We start from the raw sequence: 26,389 nt of genomic DNA on the forward strand, positions 1-26,389 counted from the left end.
GCCTAGGCATCGCGCGCGTGGCATCCCGGCGGCCCGCCGCGCAAGCGGCGGATCCGACGCGCACCACTCGGATGACGACCCGCGCACGACCGGCCGCAATGCGATGACACCGTGACGGGCACCGGATCGTCTCCTTCGCTACTGTCGGTGCAGCCCCCACATCGACGGAGATCCGCATGGCCCAGACTTTCACCGACCTTCCCCTCGAGCTGCTCCGCGAGTACCGTCCCGCGCTCACCGCGCCCGACGACCTCGACGCGTTCTGGGACGAGACGCTCGCTGAGGCCCGGGCGGCCGCTCGCCCCCTCCGGCTGGCCGAGGTCGCGTCGCCCGTCCGAGCCCTCCGCGTGCAGGACCTCACCTTCACCGGCTTCGGCGGCGACGAGATCCGCGGCTGGGTCGTGCGCCCGCACGGCGACGAGGAGCTGCCCGCGGTCGTCGAGTTCATCGGCTACGGCGGCGGACGCGGCCTCCCCGGCGAGAAGACCGCCTGGGCGACGGCGGGTTACGTCCACGCCATCATGGACACCCGGGGCCAGGGGTCGACGTGGAGCGTCGGCGACACACCCGATCCGCACGGATCGGCCGCCGCCTTCCCGGGCGTGATGACCCGCGGCATCCTCGACCCCCGCGATTACTACTACCGCCGGCTGTACACCGACGCCGTGCGGCTGGTCGACGAGGTCTCGCGGATGGAGGGCGTCGACGCCTCGCGCATCGCCGTGACCGGCGGGAGCCAGGGCGGCGGACTCTCGATCGCCGCCGCGGCGCTGTCGGGAGAGGCGGTGGCCGCGCTCCTGCCCGACGTGCCGTTCCTCGCGGACTTCCCGTCGGCGATCGTGCGCACCCCCCTCGCCCCCTTCACCGAGATCACGCGGTTCCTGTCCGTCCACCGGGATGCCGAGGACGCGGTGCTGCGCACCCTCTCCTACGTCGACGGAGCGATCCTCGCCCGCCGCATCACCGCTCCCGCGCTGTTCTCGGTCGCGCTGATGGACGACGTCGTGCTGCCCTCGGGCGTTTTCGCGTCGTTCCACGCGCTGGCATCCACGGATACCGCGATCGAGGTCTACCGCTACAACGGGCACGAGGGCGGCGGCTATCGCCACTTCATGAAGCAGGTGGCCTGGCTCGACGCGCGCTTCGGCCGCTGAGCCGCTCGGCGGCGGCTGCGGGGTCGGCGCTCAGCTCCAGACGCTCGGCGCCGGGCGCTTCGTCGACGGCAGCGACGAACCCGCGGCCCAGTCGTGCACCCACGACTCGATGTCGGGCAGCCCCTCCGGCCGACCGACGGCGGCGAAGAGCTCGTCGTGCGGGACGGTCCCGCCGGTGCGGCGCAGGATGCGTGCCCGGATGATCGCGCGGGCGTAGATCTCGCCCTTCACCAGCGCGCGGTGCTCGAGGTACACGGCGCGGTCGTCGTGCCCGATCAGGCGCGTCTCGAGCTCGAAGCGCTGCCAGAGCTCCAGCGAGCGGCGGAAGGTGATGGTCTCAGCCGCCACCACGGCGTACCAGCCCTGCGTCGTCATCGCCGACATCAGTCCGGCGCGGGTCAGCAGGTCCCAGCGCCCGAGGTCGAACAGCGACAGATACCGCCCGTTGTTCAGGTGGCGCAGTAGATCGATGTCGGTCGGCAGCACGCGGATGCGCAGGCGCGCCACCGTGTTCGGGTCGATGGGCCCCTCGCGGCGTAGACGACGGCGGGCACGGACGAGCACGAGAAGCGTGCGCCAGAGGACGTTCACGAGGGGCGAGCGTAGCGAGTCGACGACGGATCGGCGATTGCGTTGTCACATATCCACAGGATGACCGGTCGATCCCTGTGGCGTCGGCTCCTCGGCATCCGGCCTGCGCGGCGGATAGACCCACGTGACGAGCACCACCGAGACGATCATGAGCAGGAACCACGACGACAGCTTCGACGCGTCGACCGGATGCCACCCGCCCACCTGCGAGGGGTAGAGCCAGGCTCCCGCGTAGGTGGCGATGTTCTCGGCGAGCCAGATGAACAGCGCCACGCCCGCGAACGCCAGGAGCAGCGGCATGCGGAACGTCCCCCGGAAGAAGCGGAAGTGCATGGTCGTGCGGCCCCACAGCACGACGACGGCCAGGACGAGCCCCCAGCGCAGGTCGACGATCCAGTGGTGCGAGAAGAAGTTGACGTAGACGAGCGCCGCGACCACGGCGGTGAGCCACCGTCGCGGGTACCGCGAGAAGCGCAGGTCGAACAGCCGGTACACGCGGACCATGTAGCTGCCCACCGCGGCGTACATGAACCCGCTGTACAGGGGCACCCCGCCGAGGCGCAGCACGCCGTCGGCGGCGTACATCCACGAGCCGACGTCGGTCTTGAACAGCTCCATCACGGTACCGACGACGTGGAAGAGCACGACGACCCGCAGCTCGCGCAGGGTCTCGAGGCGACCGGCGACCATGGCGACCTGGATCAGCACCGCGGCGATCGTGAGGGCGTCGTTGCGGGCGAGCGCGGCGCCGTCGGGGTACCAAAGCTTCGCCGCGAGGACGACCACCAGGAAGGCCGCCCCGAACACGCAGGCCCACGCCTGCTTGAGCACGAAGACGGCGAACTCCACGGCCCGCGCCCGTGCCCCCAAGGTGGGCGCGCCGGCGAGCAGACGGTTCGCGACCGCGTCGATGCGGGCCTCGACGGGGGTGAACGAGCGACGATCCGGCACCCGCGCATCGTGGCACACCGCGCCGGACAGACGCCTCTCTTACCCCATCGCCTCGCGCGCTCACCCCGATTTCACCTCCGCCGTGCCCGCGCGTAGAGTCGCGCCATGACTGCGGAAACCCGAACCGACATCGTCGTCCGTCCGGTGCGCGATGTGGATGCCGAGGCCCTGGGCCGCGTGCACGCCACCTGCTGGCACGAGACCTACGACCACCTCATCAGCAAGGCGGCCCTCGAGGCCGTCTCCCCGCGTCGCATGGCCGAGCTCTGGACCCACTGGGCCGCCCAGGGCGACGGATACCGCATGCACGCCGCCCTCGTGAACGGCGAGATCGTCGGCTTCGTCGGCTCGGGTCCGGCGCGCAATGACGACGCCCCGCGCGAGCGCGAGCTGTACTTCATCTACCTGCTCGACGCCTACCACGGCACGGGCATCGGCCAGCAGCTCTTCGACGCCGCCGTCGAGGAGGGCGAGGGCCTGTACCTCTGGGTCGCCGAGGACAACCCCCGCGCGCACCGCTTCTACACGCGCAACGGCTTCGCTCTCGACGGCGCCTCGCACACCGAGCCCTTCCTCGGCGAGGAGCTCACCGAGGTGCGCTTCGTCCGCTGATCGTGCTGCAGATCTGGGCCCTCGACGGCATCCGTGAGATCACCCCCGGCGACGACCTCGTCGGGGTGATCCTGGATGCCGTCGACGGACCCTTGCGCGACGGCGACATCGTCGTCGTCACGAGCAAGATCGTGTCGAAGGCGGAGGGGCGCATCATCGAGGCCGCCGACCGCGAAGACGCGATCACGCGCGAGACCGTGCGCCTCGTGGCCTCCCGCACCTCCCCCACCGGACACGTGACGCGCATCGTCGAGAACCCCCTCGGCATCGTCTCGGCCGCCGCCGGCGTCGACGCGAGCAACACCCCCGAGGGCACCGTGCTGCTGCTGCCCGTCGACCCCGACGCCTCGGCGCGGGCCCTCGCCACCGGGCTGCGCACGGCGACGGGCGCGCACGTGGGCGTGATCATCACCGACACGCTCGGCCGCGCCTGGCGCGAGGGCCAGACCGATCACGCGATCGGAGCCGGTGGCATCCACGTCTTCGAAGACCTCCGCGGAACGGTGGATGCCGAAGGCCGCCCCCTCGTGGTGACCCTGCCGTGCGTGGCCGACGAGATCGCCGCCGCCACCGATCTGGTCAAGGGAAAGGCCGCGCGCCGGCCCGTCGCGATCGTGCGCGGGCGCGCCGACCTCGTCGGAGACCTCGACCTTCCCGGTGCGCGCTCGATCGTGCGCGACCCGGTGCGCGACATGTTCCGCCAGGGCGCCGACGAGGCCTACGCCGAGGGCTTCGCGGCGGGCCGCGCGGCGGGGGCGTAGCGGGGCGCCGAGTCGCTCGAACCACGCCGTTGGCGATGGTGAGGAGACGTCAGCGCACCCCGCGGGCGGCGAGCGCCTCGCCGAGCTGGTCGGCGTGCCGGAGCGACAGCACGACGAAGGGGAGGATGCCCGCGCGCAGCGACGGCCGGATGCCGCGGGCGCGCTGCGCCTCGCGCACCTCTGCGGCCAGCCGCGCGAGGACCGGGACCGTCGTGATCGTGACCGCGAGCAGGAGCGCCGCGCGGTCGGCATCCATCCCGATCCTGCGGAGCGGGCGGAGGCCGCGCTCGAGGGCGTCGAGCATGTCGTCCACGCGGGTGGTCAGCGGCAGCAGGGCCGCGATGAGCAGCGCCGCCGCGACGCGCGCCGTGTTCGCCAACGCGGGTTCGGGGCCGAGGAAGACGAGCTGGCCGGTCGCGGTGATCGCCAGGATCCAGCGCAGGCCTCGGAGCTGCCGCCCCAGCTCGAGCACTCCGAGGCCGGACACGGCATAGGCGAGGACCACGGCTCCGCCGCAGACGGCGGCGGCCCACGCCGCGCTCGGCAGCGACGCCAGCCCGATCGCGACGATCGCGAGCAGGAGCATCGTGGGGCCCGCGGGCAACCGGTGCAGGATGCCGCCGCCGGGCCGGTAGAGGCTCAGCACCTCAGCGCCCGTTCGTAGGCGTCCACCACGTCGAATGCCGCGCCCGCGGCGCTCACGGACCCCTCCGCGAACAGCACGGCGGCCTCGCACCGTCGCGCGAGGGCCAGGTCATGGGTCGCGAGGATCAGGGCGTGCCCGGTGTCGGCCAGGAGGTGGCCGCCGACGCGGCGCGCGTTGCGGGCGTCGAGGAACGCCGTGGGCTCGTCGGCGACGACGAGGTCGGGCTCGCGGATGAACGCGCCGCACAGCGCCAGCAGCTGCTTCTGCCCGCCGGACAGGTCGTGCGCGGGCCGATCGGCGACGTCGGCGAGCGCGAATCGCGCCAGGGCGCGGGCCACCCGCTCCGCGCGCTCCGCCTTCGACAGGCGTTCGGTGCGCAGCGAGAACCCGACGTCGTCCGCGACGACCGGCATCACGATCTGCGCGTCGGGGTTGCTGAGGACCAGGGCGACGCGGCGGCGCAACTCGGCGGCATCCCGATCGGGATCGAGGCCCCGCACGGTCAGCTCTCCCGCCGAGCGCGGGAGGAGGCCCGCCACGAGCCGCGCGAACGTGGACTTGCCCGAACCGTTGTCGCCGACGACGGCGATGGTGCGGGCGGTGAGGTCGAGCGTGACGTCGCGCAGCACCTCGCGACCGCCGAGGCGGGCCAACAGCCCGTCGCAGCGGATCGTGCTCACGCCGTGGTTCCGACCGCGACCGGCGCAGGGGCCGCCTCGCGCCAGTCCCGACGGAAGCCGCGGGGGTAGGCGCGCACGAGGGCGGTCACCACCACCGTCGCCAGCGCCGCCTTGAGCAGATCCCCGGGCACGAAGACGAGGCTGGAGAGGGCGGTCTCTCCGAGCGGAAGTCGGGTGACGAGGCTCTGGACGGGGATGCCGAGGGCGTAGATCGCTCCGACGCCGCCGGCGAGCATCGCCAGGGCGGTGCGCCAGACGACCGGGCGGCGACCTCCCGCGTGGACGAGGAGGCCGATGACGATCGCGCCGAGGATCCACCCGAGCGCGTATCCGGCGGTGGGGCCGAAGAAGACGCCGATCCCGCCTCGCCCCCCGGCGAGCAGCGGGAGACCGACCGCGACCAGGGCGAGCAGCACCGTCACCGACAGCGCGCCGAGCCAGGGGCCGAGCACGGCACCGGCGAGCATGACGCCGAGCGTCTGAGCGGTGATCGGCACGCCGCCGAAGACCGGAAAGCTCCCGGGGAGCCCGAGCGCGGCGATGAGGGCGGCGAAGACGGCGACGCGGGCGAGGTCGGTGGCGTCGAGGGTGCGAGTCATGGGGAGCCTTCCTGAACGGTGTTCACCTGAACGGCGTTCACTATACTCATCCCCATGGCACCTCGGGGACACTCCGCCGACGACGTCGCCCGCACGGCCCTGCGCATCCTCGACGACCACGGCCTTCCCGACCTGACGATGCGTCGCCTCGCGACGGCGCTCGAGGTGCAGCCGAGCGCCCTGTACTGGCACTTCCCCAACAAGCAGTCGCTGCTCGCGGAGCTCTCGGATCGGATCGTCGGGCGGATGGCATCCCGCCCGGCCGTCGATCTCGTCCGCGAGGCGCACGCCCTTCGCGACGCCCTGCTCGCCTATCGCGACGGCGCCGAGGTGGTCTCGAGCACGCTCGCCATGGGCTTGGGGTCGTCCGTCGCGGTCGAGCGCCTGTCGTCGACCGTCGTCGGCGCCGGATTCGACGCCGGCACCGCTCGTCGGGTCGCGACGACCGTGCTGCACTACGTGCTCGGATTCGTCTGGCACGAACAGCAGCGCCTGCAGTACGACAGCGCGGGCGCGCGTCCCGATCTCGCCGCGGCATCCGGTCTCGCTGACGCGGGTCTCGATCGCACCGCCGCGCGTTCCGGCAGCGCCGCCGCGGATTCCGGCATCGCCGCTGCGGGCTCCGCCGGCGCACCGGCGGGCCTGGCCGGCGATGACTTCGCGTTCGGCCTGGAGCTCATCGTCGCCGGCCTCCGCGCGCGCGTCTGAGGGCACGACGGGCCGGGGCCCGGGGCCTCCTCACGGGTCGCGGGCTTCCGCCGAGACCGCGTGGTCGCGCCGAGACCGCATGCGTTCGCTGCCGATCCCGTGCGGTCTCGGCGACCGGTGATGTCTCGGCGACAGGGACGCGGGGCGCGCGGCGTCAGCGCTGCTTCACCTCGCCGAACAGGCGGGCGATCGGCACGAGCACCGCGGGGCGCGCGGCGATCCACGCCGCCGCCATCACGACGAGGGATGCCGCGAAGATCAGCAGTCCGGTCGGGTCGCCGGTGAACGCCTCGGGGTCCACCGACCCGCGGGCGGCGTACATGTGGTTCAGGTTGCGCAGGGCGCCGGTCGCGAGCACGAGGGCGACGTGCACCACGATGAAGGCCACGAAGAAGAGCATCGTCGGGAAGTGGACCTTCCGCGCCCACTCGGCTGGGTACAGCCGGTCGAGCTTGTCGGCATCCTTCGGCCAGACGCCCGACAGGCGCACGCCGCTGACGATCGCGAGGGGCGCGGCGACGAAGGTGACGGCGAAGTACGACAGCTGCTGGAGGCTGTTGTAGTTCACCCATCCGTTCTCGGTGGGCCAGTCGAGCGAGGCGTACTGGAGCGCGGCCGAGAGGGCGTTCGGGAACACCTCCCACGAGGTCGGCACGATCCGCATCCACTGCCCGGTGACGAACAGCAGCACGACGAACACCACGCCGTTCGCGATCCACAGGATGTCGAGCGCCTGATGGAACCAGAGGGCGAGGCTGATGCGCCGCTTCCGGTTGTTCCGCGGGGACCAGAAGGCGGAGGGTCTCTTCTCGCGACGCACCTGCCAGCCGGTGCGGATGATCAGCAGCAGGAAGAAGCTGTTGAGGAAATGCGACCAGTTGAGCCACGCGGGCAGACCGACGGGCGCGGATGCGGGGAGGGGGTACTCGCCGGGGAACGCCGCGAGGAACTCCCGCCCGGGCCCGAGCGCGAGCACGAAACGCGCGAGCAGCACCACGATGCCGACGAGGGCGAGGGCGAAGACGCCGAGCACGGCGGCCGAGCCGAGGAGCTGCACGGGCGAGTAGTCGCGCAGAGCGGCCGGGGGCGACCACGCCGAGGCCGGCCGGGCCGCGCCACCGGCGGGGACGGATGCCGCGCGGGCGGCCGTTCCGGGAACGGCGTCGCGTCCAGCAGCCGCTCGGCGCGCGGCGGCTCCGGGCCAGACGGTGCGGCGAACGGTGAGCGGAGGGCGCGGGGCCGCGGGCGCGGAGGGCGCGGAGGCCATGAGGGGTGCGGGAGTCGCGCGCGCCCCGGGCTCGGCCGTCTCCGCCGCGGACACGACGCCGGGCTCGGACGACTGCCGCGACGTCGGCCCCGCGGACGCCCCCGATCCGATCCCGTCGCTCCGGCCCGATTCCGGCGTCGGCTGCGTGCCCACCGCGACGGATGCCGGCGGCCAGGGCTCGCCGCCCGGCGTGCGCGGGAGCCCACGGCGCACGCCTCCGGTCGCGGCATCCGTCACCGGAGGCGTGACGGCCGGGTCGGAGTCGCTGGTACCGCCCGAGGGTTCGACGGCATCGGAGGCGAGCACCGGATCCGCGGGGGAGGGCGTCTCCGCTGCGATCCCGCTGCGCCGAGCGGATCCCGTGGGGGGCGTTCCCGGCGAGGCGGATGCCGGCGGCCACGGCTCGCCGCCCGGCTCGCGGGGGAGACCGCGGCGCACCGTCGGCACCGCAGCGCCCCCCACCTCGAGCGAGCCGGGCTCGGGGCGCGCATCCTCCGTCCGCGCCTGTGACGTCGTTGCACCGCCCGCATGTCGCGGCCCGGGGTCTGCGAGCTCCGCACCGCTTCGCAGGGTCGCGGCAGAGCCCGCGTCTTGCTCCGCAGCCACCGCGGCATCCGCGCCGTCTCGCACGGACGCGCCGGAACCCGCGGGCGGCCAGGGCTCCCCACCGGGGACGCGCGGCAGCCCGCGTCGCGGAGTGCGGGGTGTGGACGCCATCTACTTCTTGTGGGCCTCTAGCGCGCTGATGAGTTGCGGGACGACGGTGAACAGGTCTCCGACGATACCGAAGTCGGCGATGTCGAAGATGGGAGCGTCGGGGTTCTTGTCGACCGCTACGATCACGCCGGCCGTCTGCATCCCCGCCCGGTGCTGGATCGCCCCCGAGATGCCCAGGGCCACGTACAGCCGCGGCGAGACCGACACCCCGGTCTGTCCCACTTGCGTGCTCGCGGGGGCGTACCCCGCGTCGACGGCCGCGCGCGAGGCACCGACGGCCGCGCCGAGCACGTCGGCGAGGTGCTCGACGAGCGCGAAGTCCTCCTTCGAGCCCAGCCCTCGGCCACCGGCGACGACCGCGCCCGCTCCGCGCAGCTCGGGCCGCGTCGAGGGGGCCACGGTCTCCGAGAAGTCCTCGACCCGGGCGGACGGAGCCCCGGATGCCGTCACCTGCAGGCCGCGCACGGCGAGCGGCTGCGCCTCGAGGCGCGCGTCCACCGCCCCGGGGCGCAGGGTCGCGACGAGGGGACCGAAGGTCGGCGCCCCGTCGACCGTGAACGCACCGCCGAAGGCCGCGTGGTGGGCGACGACGCCGAGGTCGTCGCGCCCGACCCCGACGACGTCGGTCGCGAGCGGCAGGCGCAATCGCACCGCGAGGCGGGCCGCGGCATCGCGCGACTCGATCGCGTTCGAGGCGAGCACGAGGTCGGGGCTCTCGGCGGCCACCGCCGCGGCGAGCGCATCGACGACGGGGCCGGTGAGCACCGCGGGATCGACCTCGGCGGTGAGGACGCGCACCGCGCCGAACCCCGCGGCCTGCTCCGCCGCGCGATCGAGCACGTCGGCGGGAGCCGCGAGGACGGCGACGGGCTCCCCCGCTTCCGCGGCGGCGGCCAGCAGCCCGGCCGACGAGGCGGCGAGTGCGCCCGAGGGCAGCACCTCGAGCAGGACCAGCGCGACGCTCATCACGCCACCCCCTCGGCCACGAGGAAGGCGGCGAGCTTCTCGCCCGCATCGCCCTCGTCGACGATCTTCGTACCGGCGGCGCGCGGGGGCCTCTCGGTGACCGACAGCATGATGTAGCGCGCCTGTGCGGGGTCGTCGGCCTCGACGCCGAGCTCGGCGAGATCCCACGTCTCGAAGGGCTTCTTCTTGGCGGCCATGATGCCCTTGAAGGTCGTGAAGCGCCCCTCCGGAAGCGCCTCGGTGATCGACACCACGGCGGGGAGGGATGCCGACACCCGCATCGTCCCGGCATCGCTCACGCGGTCGCCCGACACGGAGTCGTCGGCGACCTCGAGGCTCGACAACGCCGTGAGCTGCGGCACGCCGAGCATCTCGGCGACCATGGCGGGGACGACTCCTCCCCCGCCGTCGGTGGAGAGGTTGCCCGCGATCACGAGGTCGAAGCCCGTGCGGCGGATCGCCGCGGCGAGCACGTCGGCGGTCAGCAGCAGATCGGCGCCGCGCAGAGCGTCGTCGACGACGTGAACGGCCGAGGTCGCCCCCATCGCCAGGGCCTTGCGCACGGTCGCCGTGGCCGAGGCGGGGGCCATCGTGACGACGACGACCTCGGTGCCGGGGTGCGCGTCGGCGTGCGCGAGCGCCGCCTCGACCGCGCGCTCGTCGATCTCGTCGAGCACCGGGGCCGACGAGGAACGGTCGGTCAGACCCGTCTCCAGGTCGAGACGACGGTCGCCCCACGTGTCGGGGACTTCTTTGATGAGCACCACGATCTTCATCGACGCGGCTCCTTCGTTCGGGGGACGGATGCCGCGACGTCGCGGCGACGGGTTGACTGCTTCACGGACGGGCCCGGGAGTCGCCGACCCGGCCGACCGGACCGAGCCCGCGGAGGGTTCGACGGGCTCAGCCACCGCCTTCCCGCGGCCGAGCAGCGAAGCGGCCCCTCCCCGGCGAGGCGGAGGTCCCTGAGCCCGTCGAAGGGACCGGGTCGCGCAGAGGCGTCGACCGGCCTCGGAAGGCTCAGCCACCGCCGTCCCCTCGGAGAGCGGGCCGCCGCGCCGCCCGAGCGGTACCGTGACAGGCGAGGAGGATCCATGACGCGACGACTGCCGGTCGACCCGATCGCCGAGGCCAAGCGCCAGTGGCTCGCGCACGGGTGGGACGACGCGGCCGACGGCATGACGGTCGTGACCTCGGTGATCCGGGCGCACCAGTTGCTCATGGCATCCATCGACCGGGCGTTGAAGCCCTTCGATCTGTCGTTCTCGCGCTTCGAGATGCTGCGGCTGCTCGCCTTCACCCGCGAGGGACGGATGCCGATGGCGAGCGCGATCGCGCGCCTGCAGGTGCATCCGACGAGCGTGACCAACACCGTCGAGCGCTTGGCCCGCGACGGGTACGTCACGCGTGAGCCGCACCCCACCGACGGGCGCGCCGCACTGCTCGCGCTGACCGACGCCGGGCGACGACGGGTCGATGAGGCGACGACCGCGCTCAACGACGTGTTCGCCGACCTCGGCCTCGACGACGACGATGCGAGGGCTCTCGTGCGCATCATCGCGCGCTTCCGCAAGGGAGCCGGTGACTTCGCCGACCCCGCCCCGGTGCCCGACCCGCTCTGAGCACCGACGGGTGACGCGTCGCACGCCCCCGGCCGCCGGTCGCGCGCGGGCGCGCCGATCCGCGAGGCGACGTAATCGCCTGCGTGGGCCGGGCTGACGGGGCTCATCTGTGCGTGAACGACGGCGACCGCTTCTCGCGGAACGCCGCCATCCCCTCCTTCTGGTCGGCGGTGTCGAAGAGCGCGGCGAACGCCTGCCGCTCGAAGCGCACGCCCTCGGCGAGCGTGGACTCCAGAGCGACATCGAGCGCCGCCTTGGCGGCGTAGAGCGCCGGCAGGGGCTTCTCGGCGATGGTGCGGGCGGTGCTCTCGGCGTCGTCGAGCAGCTCGGCGGCCGGCACCACACGGGACACGAGGCCCGCGCGCTCCGCCTCGGCGGCGTCGATCATGCGCCCCGTGAGCACCAGCTCGGCGGCCTTGTAGTACCCGAGCGCGCGGACCAGCCGCTGCGTCCCGCCCATTCCGGGGATGACACCCAACTGCACCTCGGGCTGGCCGAACTTCGCGCGATCGGATGCCAGGATCACGTCGCACATGAGGGCGAGCTCGCATCCGCCGCCCAGCGCGTAGCCCGACACCGCGGCGATGACCGGCGTGCGCACCGCGGCGAACCGCGTCCAGGCCCCGAAGTGGTCGGTGAGCATCATGTCGAGTCCCGACTTCTGCTCCATCTCCTTGATGTCGGCTCCGGCCGCGAACGCCTTCTCGCTGCCCGTGACGACGATCGCGCCCACGCCCTCGTCGGCATCGAACGCCTCCGCCGCCGCGACGACGTCTCGCATGGTCTGCGTGTTCAAGGCGTTGAGAGCCTCGGGTCGGTCGAGGGTGATCCACCCGACGCGGCCCCGCTGCTCGACGCGGATCGTCTCGTACTCGGCATCCTGGTCCGTCATGTCACTCCCGTCGTGTCACCGCGGTCGGCCCCGCTCCTGGCATGCTCGCACGCGCCCCCGACATCCGCCGAGGGGGTTCCGCCGCCGGCCCGTCGACGTCGTGCCGGGGCCGCGAGGCTGTCGAGTCCGGCGCGCGTTTCGCGCTGCGGGGCGTGGCACGTACGCTCCGACGCGCGGATTCCGCCCCGAATCGGGCCGGCCCCGTCCGCGCCCGCGCCACGCCCACCGAATCGCCCCGCACGAGCCCCAGCCTCTCAGGCGGTGTCACGCCGCGAGGACGCTGCGGCCGACGATGAGGCGCATGATCTCGTTCGTCCCCTCGAGGATCTGGTGCACGCGCAGGTCGCGCACCACCTTCTCGATGCCGTAGTCCTGCAGGTAGCCGTAGCCGCCGTGCAGCTGCAGGGCCTCGTTGGCGACACGGAAGCCCACATCGGTCGCGAAACGCTTGGCCATCGCGCAGCGGGTCGCGGCGTCGGGCGCCTTGGCATCCAGGGCCCGGGCGGCGTCGCGCACGAGCAGACGTGCGGCGTCGAGCTCGGTCGCCATGTCGGCCACGGCGAAGATCACGGACTGCTTCTCGCTGAGGGCCTCGCCGAAGGTGAACCGCTCGTGCACATAGGCGACCGCCCGGTCCAGCGCCCACCGCGCACCCCCGAGGGAGCACGTGGCGATGTTGAGCCGCCCGCCGTTGAGCGCGTTCATCGCGATCGAGAACCCGCGCCCCTCGCCGCCGAGCAGGTTCTCCGCCGGTACGCGCACCTCGTCGAGGATCACCGGGCGGGTGGGTTGGGCGTTCCAGCCCATCTTCTTCTCGTTCGGCCCGAACGACAGGCCCGCGGCGTCGGCGGGGACGAGGAACGCGCTGATGCCGCGGGCCCCCGGCTCGCCGGTGCGCGCCATGACGACGTAGACGGATGCCTCTCCGGCGCCCGAGATGAACTGCTTCACGCCCGTCAGCACGTACGTTTCACCATGGCGGATCGCGGAGGTGGCGATCGCCGCGGCATCCGATCCTGCGCCCGGTTCGGTGAGGCAGTAGGCGCCGAGGTCGTCCATGGCCACGAGCGAGGGCAACCACCGCTCGCGCTGGGCGGCGGTGCCGTAGGTGTCGATCATCCACGCGACCATGTTGTGGATCGTGATGTACGCCGTCACCGTGGGGTCGCCGTAGGCGAGCTCCTCGAAGATCGCCACCGCATCCGCTCGTGACAGCCCGGCGCCGCCGACGTCGTCGTTGACGTAGACGCCGCCGAGACCCAGCTCCCCCGCGCGGCGCAGCACGTCGCGGGGGAAATGCTTCTCGGCATCCCACTCGAGGGTGTGGGGGGCGAACTCGGTCGCGGCGAAATCGCGCACGGCATCGAGGATCGCGGCGCGCTCATCTGTCGACAGGGTGCTGACCGGTGAGGCGTCGAGCGCGGGAGCAGGGGTGGTGTCCATGCGGCTCTCCTTCGTGAGGCGACGGCGTCGTCGCCTGCTCAGATTACCTGGACGTCCTAGTAAATGGTAGAGGGGTCGATTACCCCGCGGACACCCCGAACAGAGCGCCGACGGCGTACGTCGCCGCGAGCGCGAGCGCCCCGCCGATGACGGTGCGCAGCACCGCCCGCCCCCGCCGGGCCCCGCCGATGTACGCCGCGACGTAGCCGGTGATCGCGAGCGCGATGAGCACCGCGACGAAGGTCAGCGGCACCCGGATCTCGACGGGCGCGAACAGGATCGTCGCCAGCGGCAGCAGCGCGCCGATCGTGAACGCCACCGCCGAGGCGAGAGCCGCCGCCCACGGACTCACGACGTCGTCGGCGTCGATGTTGAGCTCGACCGCCAGATGCGCCTTGAGAGCATCGGATGCCGTGAGCTCGGTCGCCACGCGCGTCGCCGTGTCGCGCGAGAGGCCCTGCGCCTCGTACATGCCCACCAGTTCGGCGAGCTCGGCCTCGGGGTCGTCGGCCAGTTCGCGCTTCTCCTTCTGGATGAGCGCGTGCTCGCTGTCGCGCTGGCTCGACACCGAGACGTACTCGCCCAGCGCCATGGAGATCGCGCCACCGACGAGGGCCGCGAGACCGGCGATCAGCACGGGACCGGTGTCGCTCGTCGCTCCCGCGACGCCGACGACGACCGCGGCGGTCGAGACGATGCCGTCGTTGGCGCCGAGGACTCCGGCCCTCAGCCAGTTGAGGCGCTGCGAGAGTCCCTGACGGTGCGGTTCATCGGCGTGCGCGCCGTTCGCGGTGGTCATGGGCGAGAGGATATCCCCGCCGTCGACACCCGGACGCCCTTGCGTCGACGTCAACGAGCCGTGCGGGTCCGCCGTTCCCCCGTCGTTCACTCGGGCGACACCGCCCGCGGGCAGACTCGCCGCCATCGCCGCCCCGCGGCGTCCTCGCGCCGTTCTCGACGCGCGAGCTCCCCCCTGCATCCGAGGACACAGCCATGCCTTCGCCCCTCCTCCGCCGCGCGGTCGCGTTCAGCGCGACCACCGCCGCGGTCTGCGCTCTCGCTCTGTCGAGCGCCACCGCGGCATCCGCCGCTCTCGTCTCCGATCCCGTGCGTGACGTCGCCGCCGACGGCGCGGTGTCGCTGCGTCCGCTCGGCACGTACGAGACCGGGGTGTTCGACCAGTCGGCCGCCGAGATCGTGCACGCGTACAAGAACCGCCTCTTCGTCGTGAACGCCCAGGCCGGGGCCGTCGATGTGCTCGACAACGGAAACCCCGCCGCACCGACGAAGCTGTACTCGATCGCCGGCACCGGGATCGCGAACTCCCTCGCCGTCCGCGCCGACGGCCTGGGCGTCATCGCCCTGGAAAGCACCGACAAGACCGCGCCCGGACGTCTGGTCTTCTTCGACGCGGATGCCGCCGCGCCCACGATCCTCGGAGAGGTCACGGTCGGCGCTCTGCCCGACATGGTCGCGATCAGCGACGACGGCTCCTTCGCGGTCGTCGCGAACGAGGGCGAGCCGGCCGATGACTTCACGACCGACCCCGAGGGTTCCGTCGGCGTCGTCGCGCTGCCGAGCACCAAGACCGCCCCGACCCAGGATGCCGTGCGCACGGCCGGGTTCGGAGCCTTCGAGCAGGACGGCTCGAAGTCCCTCGACCCCGCCGTCCGGGTCTTCGGCCCCGATGTCGCCGCCCCCGACCAGGGCTCCACGCCGCTCGCCGCCAACCGCGTGAGCCGCAACCTCGAGCCCGAGTACGTCGCGATCGCCGGCTCCACGGCGTACGTCGCGCTGCAGGAGGCCAACGCCGTCGCGGTCGTCGACCTGGCGACGGCGGAGGTCACCGGCATCCGGTCCCTGGGCTTCAAGGACTACGGCGTCGAGACGCTCGACGCGAGCGACCGCGACCCGAAGGATGCCCCGACCTTCAACGAGAAGAGCTACCCCGGCCTGTTCGGCATGTACATGCCCGACGGCATCCAGGCCTACCAGTCCGGCGGCGAGACCTACCTCGTCACCGCCAACGAGGGTGACGGTCGCGAGTGGGGCGACTTCACCGACACCGCCCGCGTGAAGGATCTCGGCTCCGACGGTCTCGCGCCCGTGTGCGCCGACAGCCCGCTCGCGGGCTCGCTCGGCGACGCCGCCCTCGGTCGCCTCAACGTCGCGACCGACATGGGCCTGAACGCCGAGGGCACCTGCTACTCCGCGCTCTACACCTTCGGCGGGCGCGGGTTATCGGTGTGGAACACCGCGGGCGAGCAGGTCTTCGACTCGGGCTCCGACTTCGAGCGCATCACGCACGATGCGAATCCCGATTTCTTCAACTCGAACCACTCGGAGTCGAACCTGGAGGGTCGCAGCGACGACAAGGGCCCCGAGCCCGAGAACCTCGCGATCGGCGAGGTCGACGGGCGCACCTACGCCTTCATCGGCCTCGAGCGTGTCGGTGGCGTGATGACCTACGACATCACCGACCCGAAGAACGCGACCTACACCGGGTACGTCAACAACCGCGACTTCTCGGTCTCGGTCGAAGACCGGCTGACCGGCGATGAGACCGCCGACCGCGAGCTGCTGGCGAAGGCCGGCGACCTCGGTCCCGAGGGCGTGGAGTTCATCTCCGCCGCCGACTCTCCGACGGGCCGCCCGCTCGTGGCCGTGGGCAACGAGGTCTCGGGCACCACCACCGTGTTCGCGGTGGAGAACCCGAACGTGAAGGACATCGACATCCTCACGATCAACGACTTCCACGGCCGCCTCGAGGCGGGATCGCAGGGCGAGGCCGGCGCCGCCGTCATCGCCGGCGCCGTGAAGGCGAAGGAAGCCGCGAACCCGAACACGCTGTTCGTCTCGGCCGGTGACAACATCGGCGCGTCGACTTTCACCTCGCTGATCCAGGACGACTCCCCCACGATCGACACGCTGAAGGCCTCGGGTCTCGACGTCTCGGCCGTCGGCAACCACGAGTTCGACCGCGGCTTCGCCGACCTGACCGACCGCGTGCTCCCCGAGTACGGCGGCGGGGAGTTCGGCCTGGGCGCGAACGTCTACAAGAAGGGCACGAAAGAGCCCGTACTCGACGAGTACGCCGTCAAGGACGTCGACGGCGTGCGCGTCGCCTTCATCGGCACCGTGACCCCCGACACCGCGACCATGGTCGACCCGGCCGGCATCGCCGACCTGGACTTCGGCGACCAGCTCGAGGCGGCGAACCGCGTGGCCGACGAGATCACGGCGGGCGACCTCGCCGACGTCATCGTGCTGCTGACGCACTCGGGAGCTGCGACGTCGAACGACTGCGCCGCCATCGCCGCCGACCAGGCCGGTTTCGGCGCCCTCGCGGTCAACGCCTCTCCGAAGATCGACGCCGTCGTCTCCGCGCACACGCACCAGACCTACGCGTGCGACCTGCCGGTGGCCGGCACCGACCGGACACGCCCCGTCATCCAGGCCTCGGAGTACGGCAAGGCCATGGGGCAGCTGTCGCTGAGCTGGGACACGCGCACCGACTCCCTGGCATCCATCTCGGGGACGACCTTCCCGCTCGCGGGCGCGGCGGCTCCGGATGCCGACATCGCGGCCAAGGTCGCCGCGTACGTCGCGCAGGCCGACGTCATCGGCGCGAAGCCGGTCGGCGAGATCAGCGGTGACATCCTGCGCGGCGGAACCCCCTCGGGAGCGGACCGCGGTGTCGAGTCGTCGATGGGCAACTGGGTGGCCGACGTGTACCTGTGGGCGACGTCGCAGAACCCCGCGTATGCCGGCGCGAAGGCCCAGATCGCGCTGATGAACCCGGGCGGCCTCCGCGCCGACCTGCTCAAGGGCGACGACGGGGTGGTGACCTACAAGGAGGCCGCCCTCGTGCAGCCCTTCGCCAACACGCTCGTGACGGTGACGCTGACGGGTGAGCAGCTCCGCGGCATCCTGAACGAGCAGTGGAAGGCCACGGGAGACCGGCCGAAACTGCACCTGGGCGTGTCCGACGGGTTCACGTACACATACACGCAGGACCCGTCGAACCCGCGGGTGGGCGCGGTCGTCTCGATGGCCTACCAGGGCCGCGCGATCGCCGACACCGACACCTTCACGGTCGTGACGAACTCGTTCCTCGCCAACGGTGGCGACGGCTTCCCGACCTTCGCCGCGGGCACCGACCGCACCGACACCGGGCAGATCGACCTCGACGCGACGCTGTCGTACTTCGAGGCGATCCCCGTGGTCGATCCGGCGCCGCTCGGGCGTGCGGTCCTCGCGACGGATTCCACTCCGCAGCCGGGTCAGCCCGGCACCGAGCCGACGCCGGTTCCCGCCCCGGACCAGCCCGGCCGGCCCGCGGGAGAGCGCCCCGGCAGCGGCCTCGCCAACACGGGTGTCGAGGCGCCGTGGGGCCTCGCCCTGGCGGGCGGGTTCCTCGTGGTCGCGGGCGGGCTCGCGTTCGCCCTGCGCAAGCGCCGCGCGGTCTGACGCCGGACGCCGGAACGGCCCTCACCCTCGCGGGTGGGGGCCGTTCCCGTTCACGTGGGGGGGTCGGAAGCCGTCGCCGGGAAGCACGCCGGGCGATAGTTCCTGACCCCTCACGAGCGCGTGGCGCCTCAGGCGCGGAGCACCTGGACGTGCACCCCGGATGCCGTGGACTCGACGCGCCAGACCTGACCGCTGCCGCGCACGGCCGGGGCCGCCTGCGCCGAGATCACCAGGGCCGTGTTCTCGTCGATGGCCACACCGTCGGTGACGAGACCGGCATCGACCGCGGCGACGAGACGCGAGAGGGTGCCCCACTGGGCGGCGTGGACGTCGACGGCGAAGTCGAGGAGCCCGAGGCCCGGGCGCACCTCGACGGCGTCCAGCTCTTCGCCCGCGTCCTCCGACACGACCTCGACCCCGCGGACCCGGTACCCGCCGACGAGCGCCGGACCCGCGGCGATGGACGCTCCCGCGGAGAACCCGGCGTACGGCATGCCGCTCGCGACCCGTTCGCGGATCGCCTCCCGGATGCCGCGGACCGCGTCGTGATACGCCGGAGTCAGACCCCCGCCGACGAAGACACCGTCGGCGTCCGTCATGGCATCCGCGAAGGTCTCTCCCTCGACGACCGCGTGCACCCGGATGTCGTCGGGTGCCGCTCCGGCGGCCTCGAGCACGCCGCGGAACCGGTCGACCGACGCGTCGTCGTCGGCTTCGAGCACGAGCAGGAGCGCGATCACGGGCGCACGACCGGCGGCGTGCTCCCGCGCCTCGCTCACGAAGGCCTGCAGCAACGATGCGCAGACGGCGACATCGCGGCCGCCGCCGAGAAGGAACACACTCATGGGCCCAGTATCCCGGGTGCCCGCCTTCGCGAGAGTCGCCAGCTTTCGTCGCTTCGGGACGCCCCTGGGCGACGCATCCTGGCGACTCGCGCGGGCGGGGGTCAGTACCGCCGCAGCAACGCCGCGAGGGCCTGGCCGCCGCCGATGCACATCGTCACGACGGCGTACTCGAGGTCGCGGCGCTGCAGATCGAGGGCCGCGCGCACGGTCAGGATCGCGCCGGTCGCGCCGACGGGGTGGCCGAGCGCGATCGCCCCGCCGTACGGATTGACCCTCTCGGGGTCGAGGCCCGCGTCGCGGATGACCGCGACCGCCTGAGCGGCGAAGGCCTCGTTCACCTCGATCACGTCGACGTCGGCGGGGGTGAGCCCGGTCCGCTCCCACAGCCTCTGCAGCGCGATGACCGGCGCGTAGCCCATGATCTCGGGGTCGACGCCGGCCGTGGTCACGGCCTCCAGCGTCGCGAGCCCGGTCAGCCCGCGCGCGCGCACGTCGTCCTCGCGCATCAGCACGGTGGCCGCCGCGCCGTCGTTGATGCCCGAGGAATTGCCGGCCGTGACCGACCCGTCCTTCTCGAAGGCGGGACGCAGCCCCGCCAGGGCCTGCATCGTGGTCCCGGGGCGGGGGTGCTCGTCGATCGACACCTCGACCGGCTTCCGCCCCCGGGTGGTCACGGGCACGATTTCCTCCGCGAAGGCCGCGCGAGCGGCATCCGTCGCCGCTCTCCGCTGACTCTCGACGGCGAAGGCGTCCTGCTGCTCGCGCGAGACGGAGTAGCGGGATGCCACGACCTCGGCCGTCGTGCCCATGTGCCGACCGCTGAAGGGGTCGGTGAGGATCGCGAGGGTGCCGTCCAGGAGCGTCCGGTCGCCGAGACGGGCGTTGCCGCGGGCGCCGTACTCGAGGAACGGCGTGCGCGACATGCTCTCGTCACCGCCCGCGACGGCGACGTCGATGCCGCCCCAGCGCAGTTCCTGCGCGGCCGACCAGATCGCCTGCAGGCCCGAGCCGCACAGGCGGTTGACGGTGAAGGCGGGCACACGGGTGGGCAGCCCCGCGGCGAGTGCGACGCGGCGGGCGTTGTAGGCGTCGGGGCCGTTCTGGGCGATGCAGCCCATGACGACCTCGTCGACGTCGGCCCCGTCGACCCCGGCGCGGCGCAACGCCTCGGTGACCGCGACGGCCCCGAGCTCGTGGGCGTCGACGCCCGACAGCGCACCGCCGAACGAGCCGATGGGCGTGCGGGCGCCCGAGACGATGACGATCCGCGGCTCGGACATCAGCCCGCCGCCTCCTCGGGGCGCTCCTGGGCATCGACGTCGGCGGCATCCGGGACGTATCCCTCGACGTGGCGCTCGTCGGGGCCGACGTAGGCCGACAGGGGGCGGATGAGGGCGTTCGCCGCCTGCTGCTCGCGGATGTGCGCCGTCCAGCCGGTCACCCGCGCGGCGACGAACAGGGGCGTGAAGGTGAGCGTGTCGAAGCCCATGAGGTCGTAGGCCGGGCCGGAGGGGTAGTCGAGGTTGGGGTAGATGCCCTTACGCTCGACGAACTGCGACTCCAGGGCGTCGTACAGAGCGGCGACGTCGGGGCGGTCGTAGTGCGCGACGAGGGTGTCGAGGGCCGCCTTCATCGTGGGCACGCGGGAGTCGCCGCGCTTGTACACGCGGTGACCGAAGCCCATGATCTTGCGCTTCTCGGCGAGCGCGGCGTCGAGCCAGGGCCCGACGTTCTCGGCCGAACCGATCTCGGTGAACACGTGCAGCACGGCCTCGTTCGCCCCGCCGTGCAGGGGCCCCTTGAGCGCGCCGACGGCGCCGACGACCGCGGAGTAGAGGTCGCTGAGCGTCGAGGCGATGACCCGGGCGGTGAAGGTGGAGGCGTTGAAGGAGTGCTCGGCGTACAGGATCATCGAGCGGGTGAACGCGTCGACGACGACAGCGTGCGCTTCCTCGCCGAACGTCATCCACAGGAAGTTCGCCGCGTAGTCGAGGTCGTCGCGGGGCTCGATGAGCTCCTCGCCCCGTCGGCGGCGCTGGCCGTACGCGACCACGGCCGGCAGCTGCGCCCACAGGCGGATGCTGCGCTCGAGGTTCTCCTCGGGGGTGCCGACGGCATCCATCACGTTCGAGATGCCCGCGGTCTCGCGCGCGCCGATGACGCTCACGGCCGTGCGCACCTCGTCCATCGGGTGGGCGCTCGTGGGCAGCAGGTCGATCGCGGCCCGGACATCGTCGGTCAGCGCCCGATGCGCGCGCTCCGTCTCGCGCAGGGCGGCGAACTGCGCCGCATCCGGGAGCTCGCCGTTCCACAGCAGGTACGCCACCGCCTCGAAGGGCTGGGTCGCCGCGAGCTCCTGCACCGGATACCCGCGGTACAGCAGGCTGTTGGTGTCGGGGTTCACCTTGCTGATCGCGGTCTCGTCGACCGTGACGCCGGCGAGGCCCTTCTTGATGTCGGTCATCGTCTCTCCTTCGAGTCGTGCACGTGCGGGTGGGGCCTCAGCGTTCGACGGTGAAGTCGAACACGTCGGCGTCGAAGCGGGTGTAGCCCTCGTAGTCGATGAGGTCGTACAGGTCGGCGCGGTGCTGCATCTCGCCGAGCTGCTCGCGCAGGTGGCCCTCGGATGCCAGGGCGTCCAGGCCCCGGCCGGCCGCGCCCATCGCGAGCCGCAGCAGCGACACCGGCCAGATGACGAGGTTCACGCCCGCATCCTGCAGCTGCCTGGTCGAGAAGAGCTCGGATTTCCCGAACTCGGTCATGTTCGCGAGGATCGGCACATCCAGCGCCGTGCGCATCGCCTCGAACTCACCGAGGTCGCGCATGGCCTCGGGGAAGATCGCGTCGGCACCCGCGTCGACCAGCGCCTTCGCGCGGTCGATCGCGGCATCCAGGCCCTCCACCGCCCGCACGTCGGTGCGCGCCATGAGGAGGAAGTCGGGGTCGCGCCGGGCGTCGACGGCCGCGCGGATGCGCTTGATCGCGGTGTCGGCATCCACGACGCTCTTGCCGTCGAGGTGGCCGCAGCGCTTCGGGTTGACCTGGTCCTCGATGTGCGTGCCGGCGAGGCCTGCATCCTCGAGCGTCTGGATCGTGCGGGCGACGTTCATCGGCTCGCCGAATCCCGTGTCGGCGTCGATGATCGCCGGCAGTTCCGTCATCCGTGCGATCTGCTGCCCGCGTCCGGCGACCTCGGTGAGGGTCGTCAGGCCGATGTCGGGCAGGCCGAGGTCTGCCGAGATGACCGCGCCGGAGATGTAGACGCCGTCGAAGCCCTTGCGCTCGATCAGCCGGGCCGAGAGCGGGTTGAAGGCTCCCGGCATCCGCACGAGCTCTCCGGATGCCAGCTTCTCGCGCAGGGCGCGACGCTTCTGCTGGGGGGTGCTCTGGGCGTAGAGCATCAGAACAGCCCCTTCGGCGCGGGGGCCAGCGCCAGCACGCCGGGCTTCGCGACGATCGTGAGCTGCATGACCTCGGCCGGGCTCAGCTCGGGCAGACGCTGCACGAGCTCGAGGAAGCGCTCGATCTCCTCGGGCAGCAGCACGGGCTCGGCCAGGATGCGGAACTTGCGGATGTAGTCCTCGCGCGCGAACGGGCGGGCGCCGAGCGGGTGGGCGTCGGCGACGGCGATCTCGCCCTCGACGACCGAGCCGTCGGTGAGGGTGATGACCACGCGGCCGCCGAAGGCCTTCTCGTTCGGATCCTCGGAGTGGTAGCGGCGCGTCCACTCGGCATCCTCCGCCGTCGTCACCTTGTGCCAGAGGACGACGGTGTCGGCGCGGCCGGCGCGCGCGGGGGCGTAGGAGTCGACGTGGTGCCACGCGCCGTCCTGCAGGGCGACGGCGAAGATGTACGGGATCGAATGGTCGAGCGTCTCGCGCGAGGCGGTCGGGTCGTACTTCTGCGGGTCGTTCGCTCCCGACCCGATCACGTAGTGCGTGTGGTGGCTGGTGTGCAAGACGATGGATGCCACGTTGGCGGGGTCGCGCAGATCGGGCCGGTCCGTGCCGAGGCGGCGGGCGAGGTCGATCCACGCCTGCGCCTGGTACTCGGCGGAGTGCTCCTTCGTGTACGAGTCGAGGATGCCGCGCTTGCTCTCGCCCTCGCCGGGCAGCGGGACGTCGTAGGAGGCGTCGGGGCCGTCGAGCATCCACGCGATGACGCCGTCTTCGCCTTCGTAGATCGGCGAGGGGCTGGTCTCCCCGCGCATCGCGCGGTCCACCGCCTCGATCGCCATCTTCCCGGCGAAGGCGGGGGCGTGCGCCTTCCACGTCGAGATCTCGCCCTTGCGCGACTGGCGCGTGGCGGTGGTGGTGTGCAGCGCCTGGCCGATGGCCTGGTAGATCGTCTCCTGGTCGAGGTCGAGCAGGGTGCCGATGCCGGCGGCCGCCGCGGGTCCCAGGTGGGCGACGTGGTCGATCTTGTGCTTGTGCAGCGAGATCGCGCGGACGAGGTCGATCTGGATCTCGTAGGCCGTGGCGAGGGCGCGCACGAGGGCGGCGCCGTCGCGACCGGTGTGCTGGGCGACCGCGAGCACGGGCGGGATGTTGTCGCCGGGGTGCGAGTAGTCGGCGGCGAGGAAGGTGTCGTGATAGTCGAGCTCGCGCACGGCGACGCCGTTCGCCCACGCGGCCCACTCGGGGCTGGTGCGCCGCTCGAGCAGGCAGCCGAAGACGGTCGCGCCGGGTCCGCCGATCGACACCGCGTGATCGAGCGCCTGCTGGCGCGCGGCGCTGACCGGCTGACGGGTGAGGGATGCCGCGGCGACGGCGGCGTTGTCGATCAGGCGGTTGACGATCATGTCGGCCACGTCGTCGTCGACCGCGACCGGGTCGACCGCGACGCGCGCGAGCGCCCAGGCGAGCTGGCCCTCGCGGGCGAGGTTCTCGTCGCTGCGGTGCACGCGCACGTGATGGGTGATCGTCATGAGGGGTCCTCCGTGAGGGCTTCGAGGATGGTCGTGAAGGCGTTGTGCAGGTGCACGTGGGTGGCGTGGGCGGCGAGTTCGGGGTCGCCGCCGCCGATCGCGCGGGCGATCAGTTCATGCTCTCGCGCCGAGGCGGAAAGCCGCAGGGGGTTGTCGCGGGCCATGCGTCGGACCCGCACGAGGTGCGTGCGGACGCTGCGCAGGGCCGCGGAGAGGTAGGGGTTGTCGACGGCGGCGTCGATCGCCGCGTCGAACCGGGCGATCAGCGCGTAGTAGTCGTCGGCGTCGGCGGTGTCGACGCGCTCGAACTCGGCGGCCAGCGCGTGGAAGACCCGTCGGTCGCCGCGCTGCGCGGCCAGCCGTGCCGCCTCTGTCTCGAGGGCGCGACGCAGGTCGAACAGGGCACGGATGTCGTCGGCGTCGATGCCCGCGACCACGGTCACCCGCGGCGAGGCCTGGGCGACGAGCCCGTCGGATGCCAGGCGGCGCAGCGCCTCGCGCAGCGGGGTGCGACTCACTCCGAGACGCGTGGACTGCTCCACCTCGCCGAGGACCGTGCCGGGAGAAAGGGCGCCGGTCTGGATCTCGTCGAGGAGGGTCGCGTACGCGCGTTCGCTCGCTCGCATGCCGCACCTCCCTCGCCGCCTTCCCAGTGTATGCACTGCGGCGCCCAAGGGATAGTTTTCGCCCCGGGAGCGCTACGAACGTATACAAAGAGATACCGAGATCATCCCCGGACCGCACCCGAGGAGACGATTCTCGGCGACTCGCGCGATCAGGCGCGCCCCCACGACTCCAGGGTCGTCGGAATGGATGCGAGGGTGCCGAGCGCCGCGTCGCGGTCGGCGCGGGCGAGGGTGAGGCCGGCCACCACGAGCGAGGCGCAGACCGCGGCGAGGGCGTCGACGGCATCCGGGGTCAGGTCGGGGCGCCGGTCGGCGACCGCGGCGCGGATGGCCGCACGCATCTCGGCCGCGTAAGCCGAGACGAGGGCGCGCACGTCCGCATCGTCGCTCGCCAGGGGCGATGATCCGGCGTTGAGCAGGAGGCAGCCGAGGCGGGCCCGCGGGGAGTCGGCCTCGATCGCCGCGCTCATGTCGTCGACGTAGGCCTCGAGCGCGCTCGGATCTCCCCCGCCCAGCGGACGCAGGCGGGTGCGCACGACGTCGTCGAGGTAGGCGGAGAGCACGGCGTCGAACAGCCCGCGCTTGCTGCCGAAGGCGTTGTAGATGCTGGAGCGCGTGAGCCCGGTGGCCTCCTCGAGCTCGGCGATGCCGGTCTCGGCGTAGCCGCGGCGCCAGAAGACGTCGCGCGCGGCGTCGACGACGGCGGAGCGCTCGAAGCTCGGCATCCTGCCCATGTTCCCTGTTCTCTCCCTGTGCCTCGCGATGGCGTCCGGCGGAGGTGGCCGAGCCCGTCGAAGCAACCGGACGCGGACGCCTTCCGGTTGCATTCGCAGCGTCGAGGTCTATATTAGACCGGTCGTTACAAAATAACCACCGGAGGCATTCCATGCGCGCAGTGATCCACCACGAGTTCGGCGAGCCCGCCGACGTCCTCGGCGTCGAAGAGGTCGAGACCCCGACCCCCGGCCCCGGCGAGGTACGCCTGCGCGTGCTGCTGTCGCCCATCCACAACCACGACCTCTGGACCATCCGCGGCACCTACGGCTTCAAGCCCGAGCTGCCCGCGCGCGCCGGTACCGAGGCCGTGGGCGTGGTGGAGGAGCTCGGCGAGGGCGTCGAAGGCCTCACCGTCGGCCAGCGCGTCGCCACGGGCGGCACCTTCGGCGTCTGGGCAGAGCAGGTCGTCGCGAAGGCCGCCGGCCTCATCCCGGTCGCCGACGGACTGAGCGACGAGGTCGCTTCCCAGCTGGTCTCGATGCCGTTCAGCGCCATCAGCCTGCTGCACTCGCTCGACCTGAAGGCGGGCGACTGGATCGTGCAGAACACCGCCAACGGCGCCGTCGGCCGCATGGTCGCGCAGATCGCGAAGGCCCGCGGCATCCACGTGATCGGCCTCGTGCGTCGCCGGAGCGCGGTCGCCGAGCTGGCGGAGCAGGGCATCGACAACGTCGTGTCGACCGACGCCGAGGGGTGGCGCGACGCGGCGCTCGCCCTCGCCGACGGCGCGCGCATCGTCGCCGGCGTCGACTCGGTCGGCGGCTCAGCCAGCAACGACGTGCTGTCGTTGCTCAGCGAGAACGGCACCCTGGTCATCTTCGGCTCGATGGGCGCCGGCAAACTCGAGCTCTCGGCCGGCGACATCATCTTCCGCCAGGCCACCGTGAAGGGCTTCTGGGGCAGCGTCGTCAGCAAGACGATGGATGCCGAGACCCGCGGCGCCCTGTTCGGCGAGCTGTCGCGCTACCTCGCCGACGGCACCCTGACCCTCCCGGTCGCGGCGACCTTCGCGCTCGAGGATGCCCGCGAGGCCGCCCGCGCGAGCGACTCCCCCCGCGTCGGCAAGGTGCTGCTGCGCCCCTGAGCCGACGCGCCCCGCTCATGAGTCGCACGCGTCCGCGCGGGCGGTGAGGCG

At 72.4% G+C, this 26,389-nt stretch carries 25 protein-coding genes; 7 read left to right on the forward strand and 18 right to left on the reverse strand.

Going from position 1 to position 26,389, the window contains the following annotated elements; translation table 11 throughout:
- Positions 1–176: 176 nt before the first annotated feature.
- Positions 177–1,154: an acetylxylan esterase gene (locus AB0N80_RS00895; RefSeq protein WP_363576995.1), complete on the forward strand. Its 978-nt coding sequence runs from the start codon at positions 177–179 to the stop codon at positions 1,152–1,154.
- Between the two features lie 30 nt (positions 1,155–1,184).
- Here AB0N80_RS00895 and AB0N80_RS00900 read toward each other — a convergent pair whose 3' ends face one another.
- Together AB0N80_RS00900 and AB0N80_RS00905 are read right to left on the reverse strand one after the other, a co-directional pair.
- Positions 1,185–1,745: an acyl-CoA thioesterase gene (locus AB0N80_RS00900; RefSeq protein ID WP_363389000.1), complete on the reverse strand. Its 561-nt coding sequence runs from the start codon at positions 1,743–1,745 to the stop codon at positions 1,185–1,187.
- 45 nt (positions 1,746–1,790) lie between these two features.
- Positions 1,791–2,696 carry a DUF817 domain-containing protein gene (locus AB0N80_RS00905; RefSeq protein ID WP_363576997.1) on the reverse strand — a complete coding sequence of 302 codons (906 nt, stop codon included), beginning with the start codon at positions 2,694–2,696 and terminating at the stop codon, positions 1,791–1,793.
- Positions 2,697–2,801: 105 nt separating this feature from the next.
- Here AB0N80_RS00905 and AB0N80_RS00910 point away from each other — a divergent pair, with 105 nt between their 5' ends.
- The gene (locus tag AB0N80_RS00910; protein WP_363576999.1) at positions 2,802–3,308 is read left to right on the forward strand and encodes a GNAT family N-acetyltransferase; all 507 of its coding nucleotides are present in this window, start codon (positions 2,802–2,804) and stop codon (positions 3,306–3,308) included.
- A 2-nt stretch (positions 3,309–3,310) separates the two neighbouring features.
- The gene (gene cofE, locus AB0N80_RS00915; protein WP_315994392.1) at positions 3,311–4,069 is read left to right on the forward strand and encodes a coenzyme F420-0:L-glutamate ligase; all 759 of its coding nucleotides are present in this window, start codon (positions 3,311–3,313) and stop codon (positions 4,067–4,069) included.
- A gap of 49 nt (positions 4,070–4,118) precedes the next feature.
- Here the strand turns inward: cofE and AB0N80_RS00920 are convergent, their stop codons facing one another.
- The 3 genes from AB0N80_RS00920 to AB0N80_RS00930 are packed head-to-tail and all read right to left on the reverse strand — an operon-like array spanning position 4,119 to position 5,994.
- Positions 4,119–4,715 (reverse strand): energy-coupling factor transporter transmembrane protein EcfT, encoded by a 597-nt coding sequence (locus tag AB0N80_RS00920; protein ID WP_363388991.1) that lies wholly within the window; start codon positions 4,713–4,715, stop codon positions 4,119–4,121.
- Positions 4,709–5,395, reverse strand: a complete 687-nt coding sequence (locus AB0N80_RS00925) for an ABC transporter ATP-binding protein (protein WP_363577001.1) — start codon at positions 5,393–5,395, stop codon at positions 4,709–4,711. Before AB0N80_RS00925 ends, AB0N80_RS00920 begins: the two co-directional genes overlap by 7 nt.
- Entirely contained in the window at positions 5,392–5,994 is a 603-nt protein-coding gene (locus AB0N80_RS00930; protein ID WP_315994389.1) for a biotin transporter BioY, read from the reverse strand. The genes AB0N80_RS00925 and AB0N80_RS00930 overlap by 4 nt, the downstream gene beginning before the upstream one ends.
- A 54-nt stretch (positions 5,995–6,048) precedes the next feature.
- Here AB0N80_RS00930 and AB0N80_RS00935 point away from each other — a divergent pair, with 54 nt between their 5' ends.
- Positions 6,049–6,702 carry a TetR/AcrR family transcriptional regulator C-terminal domain-containing protein gene (locus AB0N80_RS00935; RefSeq protein WP_363577003.1) on the forward strand — a complete coding sequence of 218 codons (654 nt, stop codon included), beginning with the start codon at positions 6,049–6,051 and terminating at the stop codon, positions 6,700–6,702.
- Between the two features lie 154 nt (positions 6,703–6,856).
- Here AB0N80_RS00935 and AB0N80_RS00940 read toward each other — a convergent pair whose 3' ends face one another.
- The 3 genes from AB0N80_RS00940 to AB0N80_RS00950 all read right to left on the reverse strand — a co-directional run bounded on the left by AB0N80_RS00940 (position 6,857) and on the right by AB0N80_RS00950 (position 10,428).
- Positions 6,857–8,407 (reverse strand): cytochrome b/b6 domain-containing protein, encoded by a 1,551-nt coding sequence (locus tag AB0N80_RS00940; RefSeq protein WP_363577005.1) that lies wholly within the window; start codon positions 8,405–8,407, stop codon positions 6,857–6,859.
- A gap of 279 nt (positions 8,408–8,686) precedes the next feature.
- Positions 8,687–9,652, reverse strand: coding sequence for an electron transfer flavoprotein subunit alpha/FixB family protein (locus AB0N80_RS00945; RefSeq protein WP_363577007.1), 966 nt, complete (start codon positions 9,650–9,652; stop codon positions 8,687–8,689).
- Positions 9,652–10,428 carry an electron transfer flavoprotein subunit beta/FixA family protein gene (locus tag AB0N80_RS00950; RefSeq protein ID WP_363577009.1) on the reverse strand — a complete coding sequence of 259 codons (777 nt, stop codon included), beginning with the start codon at positions 10,426–10,428 and terminating at the stop codon, positions 9,652–9,654. The genes AB0N80_RS00945 and AB0N80_RS00950 overlap by 1 nt, the downstream gene beginning before the upstream one ends.
- A gap of 318 nt (positions 10,429–10,746) precedes the next feature.
- On the opposite strand from AB0N80_RS00950, the gene AB0N80_RS00955 reads away from it, so the two are divergent.
- Positions 10,747–11,274 (forward strand): MarR family transcriptional regulator, encoded by a 528-nt coding sequence (locus tag AB0N80_RS00955; RefSeq protein ID WP_363577011.1) that lies wholly within the window; start codon positions 10,747–10,749, stop codon positions 11,272–11,274.
- A 103-nt stretch (positions 11,275–11,377) separates the two neighbouring features.
- Here the strand turns inward: AB0N80_RS00955 and AB0N80_RS00960 are convergent, their stop codons facing one another.
- From AB0N80_RS00960 to AB0N80_RS00970, 3 genes are all read right to left on the reverse strand, one after another.
- The gene (locus tag AB0N80_RS00960; protein WP_315994383.1) at positions 11,378–12,166 is read right to left on the reverse strand and encodes an enoyl-CoA hydratase-related protein; all 789 of its coding nucleotides are present in this window, start codon (positions 12,164–12,166) and stop codon (positions 11,378–11,380) included.
- Between the two features lie 264 nt (positions 12,167–12,430).
- Positions 12,431–13,609 (reverse strand): acyl-CoA dehydrogenase family protein, encoded by a 1,179-nt coding sequence (locus tag AB0N80_RS00965; protein WP_363577013.1) that lies wholly within the window; start codon positions 13,607–13,609, stop codon positions 12,431–12,433.
- A gap of 79 nt (positions 13,610–13,688) precedes the next feature.
- Positions 13,689–14,408: a VIT family protein gene (locus AB0N80_RS00970; protein WP_363577015.1), complete on the reverse strand. Its 720-nt coding sequence runs from the start codon at positions 14,406–14,408 to the stop codon at positions 13,689–13,691.
- A 194-nt stretch (positions 14,409–14,602) separates the two neighbouring features.
- Between AB0N80_RS00970 and AB0N80_RS00975 the strand changes: the two genes are divergently transcribed.
- Positions 14,603–18,079 carry a choice-of-anchor I family protein gene (locus tag AB0N80_RS00975; RefSeq protein ID WP_363577017.1) on the forward strand — a complete coding sequence of 1,159 codons (3,477 nt, stop codon included), beginning with the start codon at positions 14,603–14,605 and terminating at the stop codon, positions 18,077–18,079.
- A gap of 128 nt (positions 18,080–18,207) precedes the next feature.
- On the opposite strand, the gene AB0N80_RS00980 is transcribed toward AB0N80_RS00975, so the two are convergent.
- The 7 genes from AB0N80_RS00980 to AB0N80_RS01010 all read right to left on the reverse strand — a co-directional run bounded on the left by AB0N80_RS00980 (position 18,208) and on the right by AB0N80_RS01010 (position 25,202).
- Positions 18,208–18,924, reverse strand: a complete 717-nt coding sequence (locus tag AB0N80_RS00980) for a Type 1 glutamine amidotransferase-like domain-containing protein (protein ID WP_363577019.1) — start codon at positions 18,922–18,924, stop codon at positions 18,208–18,210.
- A 101-nt stretch (positions 18,925–19,025) separates the two neighbouring features.
- Positions 19,026–20,204, reverse strand: a complete 1,179-nt coding sequence (locus AB0N80_RS00985) for a thiolase family protein (RefSeq protein ID WP_363388957.1) — start codon at positions 20,202–20,204, stop codon at positions 19,026–19,028.
- Complete coding sequence (locus AB0N80_RS00990; RefSeq protein WP_363577021.1) at positions 20,204–21,388, reverse strand: bifunctional 2-methylcitrate synthase/citrate synthase; 1,185 nt, start codon at positions 21,386–21,388, stop codon at positions 20,204–20,206. Before AB0N80_RS00990 ends, AB0N80_RS00985 begins: the two co-directional genes overlap by 1 nt.
- A gap of 37 nt (positions 21,389–21,425) precedes the next feature.
- Positions 21,426–22,325 (reverse strand): methylisocitrate lyase, encoded by a 900-nt coding sequence (prpB, locus tag AB0N80_RS00995; RefSeq protein ID WP_315994376.1) that lies wholly within the window; start codon positions 22,323–22,325, stop codon positions 21,426–21,428.
- Positions 22,325–23,851: an MmgE/PrpD family protein gene (locus AB0N80_RS01000; protein ID WP_363577023.1), complete on the reverse strand. Its 1,527-nt coding sequence runs from the start codon at positions 23,849–23,851 to the stop codon at positions 22,325–22,327. The genes prpB and AB0N80_RS01000 overlap by 1 nt, the downstream gene beginning before the upstream one ends.
- A complete protein-coding gene (locus tag AB0N80_RS01005; protein WP_315994374.1) occupies positions 23,848–24,477 on the reverse strand; it encodes a GntR family transcriptional regulator in 630 nt (209 codons plus the stop codon). The genes AB0N80_RS01000 and AB0N80_RS01005 overlap by 4 nt, the downstream gene beginning before the upstream one ends.
- 149 nt (positions 24,478–24,626) lie before the next feature.
- Entirely contained in the window at positions 24,627–25,202 is a 576-nt protein-coding gene (locus AB0N80_RS01010; protein WP_363577025.1) for a TetR/AcrR family transcriptional regulator, read from the reverse strand.
- Between the two features lie 161 nt (positions 25,203–25,363).
- On the opposite strand from AB0N80_RS01010, the gene AB0N80_RS01015 reads away from it, so the two are divergent.
- The gene (locus AB0N80_RS01015; protein ID WP_363577027.1) at positions 25,364–26,338 is read left to right on the forward strand and encodes a zinc-binding dehydrogenase; all 975 of its coding nucleotides are present in this window, start codon (positions 25,364–25,366) and stop codon (positions 26,336–26,338) included.
- Positions 26,339–26,389: the final 51 nt, after the last annotated feature.

Origin of the sequence: Microbacterium sp. NPDC089188, assembly GCF_040685155.1 — a bacterium.
In the GTDB taxonomy this organism is placed as follows: domain Bacteria; phylum Actinomycetota; class Actinomycetes; order Actinomycetales; family Microbacteriaceae; genus Microbacterium; species Microbacterium galbum.

Excerpts from the sequence above, each read along its gene's own strand:
- AB0N80_RS00970 (WP_363577015.1), bottom strand. The coding sequence starts at position 14,408 with ATGACCACCGCGAACGGCGCGCACGCCGATGAACCGCACCGTCAGGGA.
- AB0N80_RS00955 (WP_363577011.1), top strand. The coding sequence starts at position 10,747 with ATGACGCGACGACTGCCGGTCGACCCGATCGCCGAGGCCAAGCGCCAG.
- AB0N80_RS01000 (WP_363577023.1), bottom strand. The coding sequence starts at position 23,851 with ATGACGATCACCCATCACGTGCGCGTGCACCGCAGCGACGAGAACCTC.
- AB0N80_RS00965 (WP_363577013.1), bottom strand. The coding sequence starts at position 13,609 with ATGGACACCACCCCTGCTCCCGCGCTCGACGCCTCACCGGTCAGCACC.
- AB0N80_RS00895 (WP_363576995.1), top strand. The coding sequence starts at position 177 with ATGGCCCAGACTTTCACCGACCTTCCCCTCGAGCTGCTCCGCGAGTAC.
- AB0N80_RS01010 (WP_363577025.1), bottom strand. The coding sequence starts at position 25,202 with ATGCCGAGCTTCGAGCGCTCCGCCGTCGTCGACGCCGCGCGCGACGTC.
- AB0N80_RS00980 (WP_363577019.1), bottom strand. The coding sequence starts at position 18,924 with ATGAGTGTGTTCCTTCTCGGCGGCGGCCGCGATGTCGCCGTCTGCGCA.
- AB0N80_RS00990 (WP_363577021.1), bottom strand. The coding sequence starts at position 21,388 with ATGACCGACATCAAGAAGGGCCTCGCCGGCGTCACGGTCGACGAGACC.
- AB0N80_RS01015 (WP_363577027.1), top strand. The coding sequence starts at position 25,364 with ATGCGCGCAGTGATCCACCACGAGTTCGGCGAGCCCGCCGACGTCCTC.
- AB0N80_RS01005 (WP_315994374.1), bottom strand. The coding sequence starts at position 24,477 with ATGCGAGCGAGCGAACGCGCGTACGCGACCCTCCTCGACGAGATCCAG.
- AB0N80_RS00945 (WP_363577007.1), bottom strand. The coding sequence starts at position 9,652 with ATGAGCGTCGCGCTGGTCCTGCTCGAGGTGCTGCCCTCGGGCGCACTC.
- AB0N80_RS00950 (WP_363577009.1), bottom strand. The coding sequence starts at position 10,428 with ATGAAGATCGTGGTGCTCATCAAAGAAGTCCCCGACACGTGGGGCGAC.
- AB0N80_RS00910 (WP_363576999.1), top strand. The coding sequence starts at position 2,802 with ATGACTGCGGAAACCCGAACCGACATCGTCGTCCGTCCGGTGCGCGAT.
- AB0N80_RS00985 (WP_363388957.1), bottom strand. The coding sequence starts at position 20,204 with ATGTCCGAGCCGCGGATCGTCATCGTCTCGGGCGCCCGCACGCCCATC.
- AB0N80_RS00975 (WP_363577017.1), top strand. The coding sequence starts at position 14,603 with ATGCCTTCGCCCCTCCTCCGCCGCGCGGTCGCGTTCAGCGCGACCACC.
- prpB (WP_315994376.1), bottom strand. The coding sequence starts at position 22,325 with ATGCTCTACGCCCAGAGCACCCCCCAGCAGAAGCGTCGCGCCCTGCGC.
- AB0N80_RS00960 (WP_315994383.1), bottom strand. The coding sequence starts at position 12,166 with ATGACGGACCAGGATGCCGAGTACGAGACGATCCGCGTCGAGCAGCGG.
- AB0N80_RS00930 (WP_315994389.1), bottom strand. The coding sequence starts at position 5,994 with ATGACTCGCACCCTCGACGCCACCGACCTCGCCCGCGTCGCCGTCTTC.
- AB0N80_RS00935 (WP_363577003.1), top strand. The coding sequence starts at position 6,049 with ATGGCACCTCGGGGACACTCCGCCGACGACGTCGCCCGCACGGCCCTG.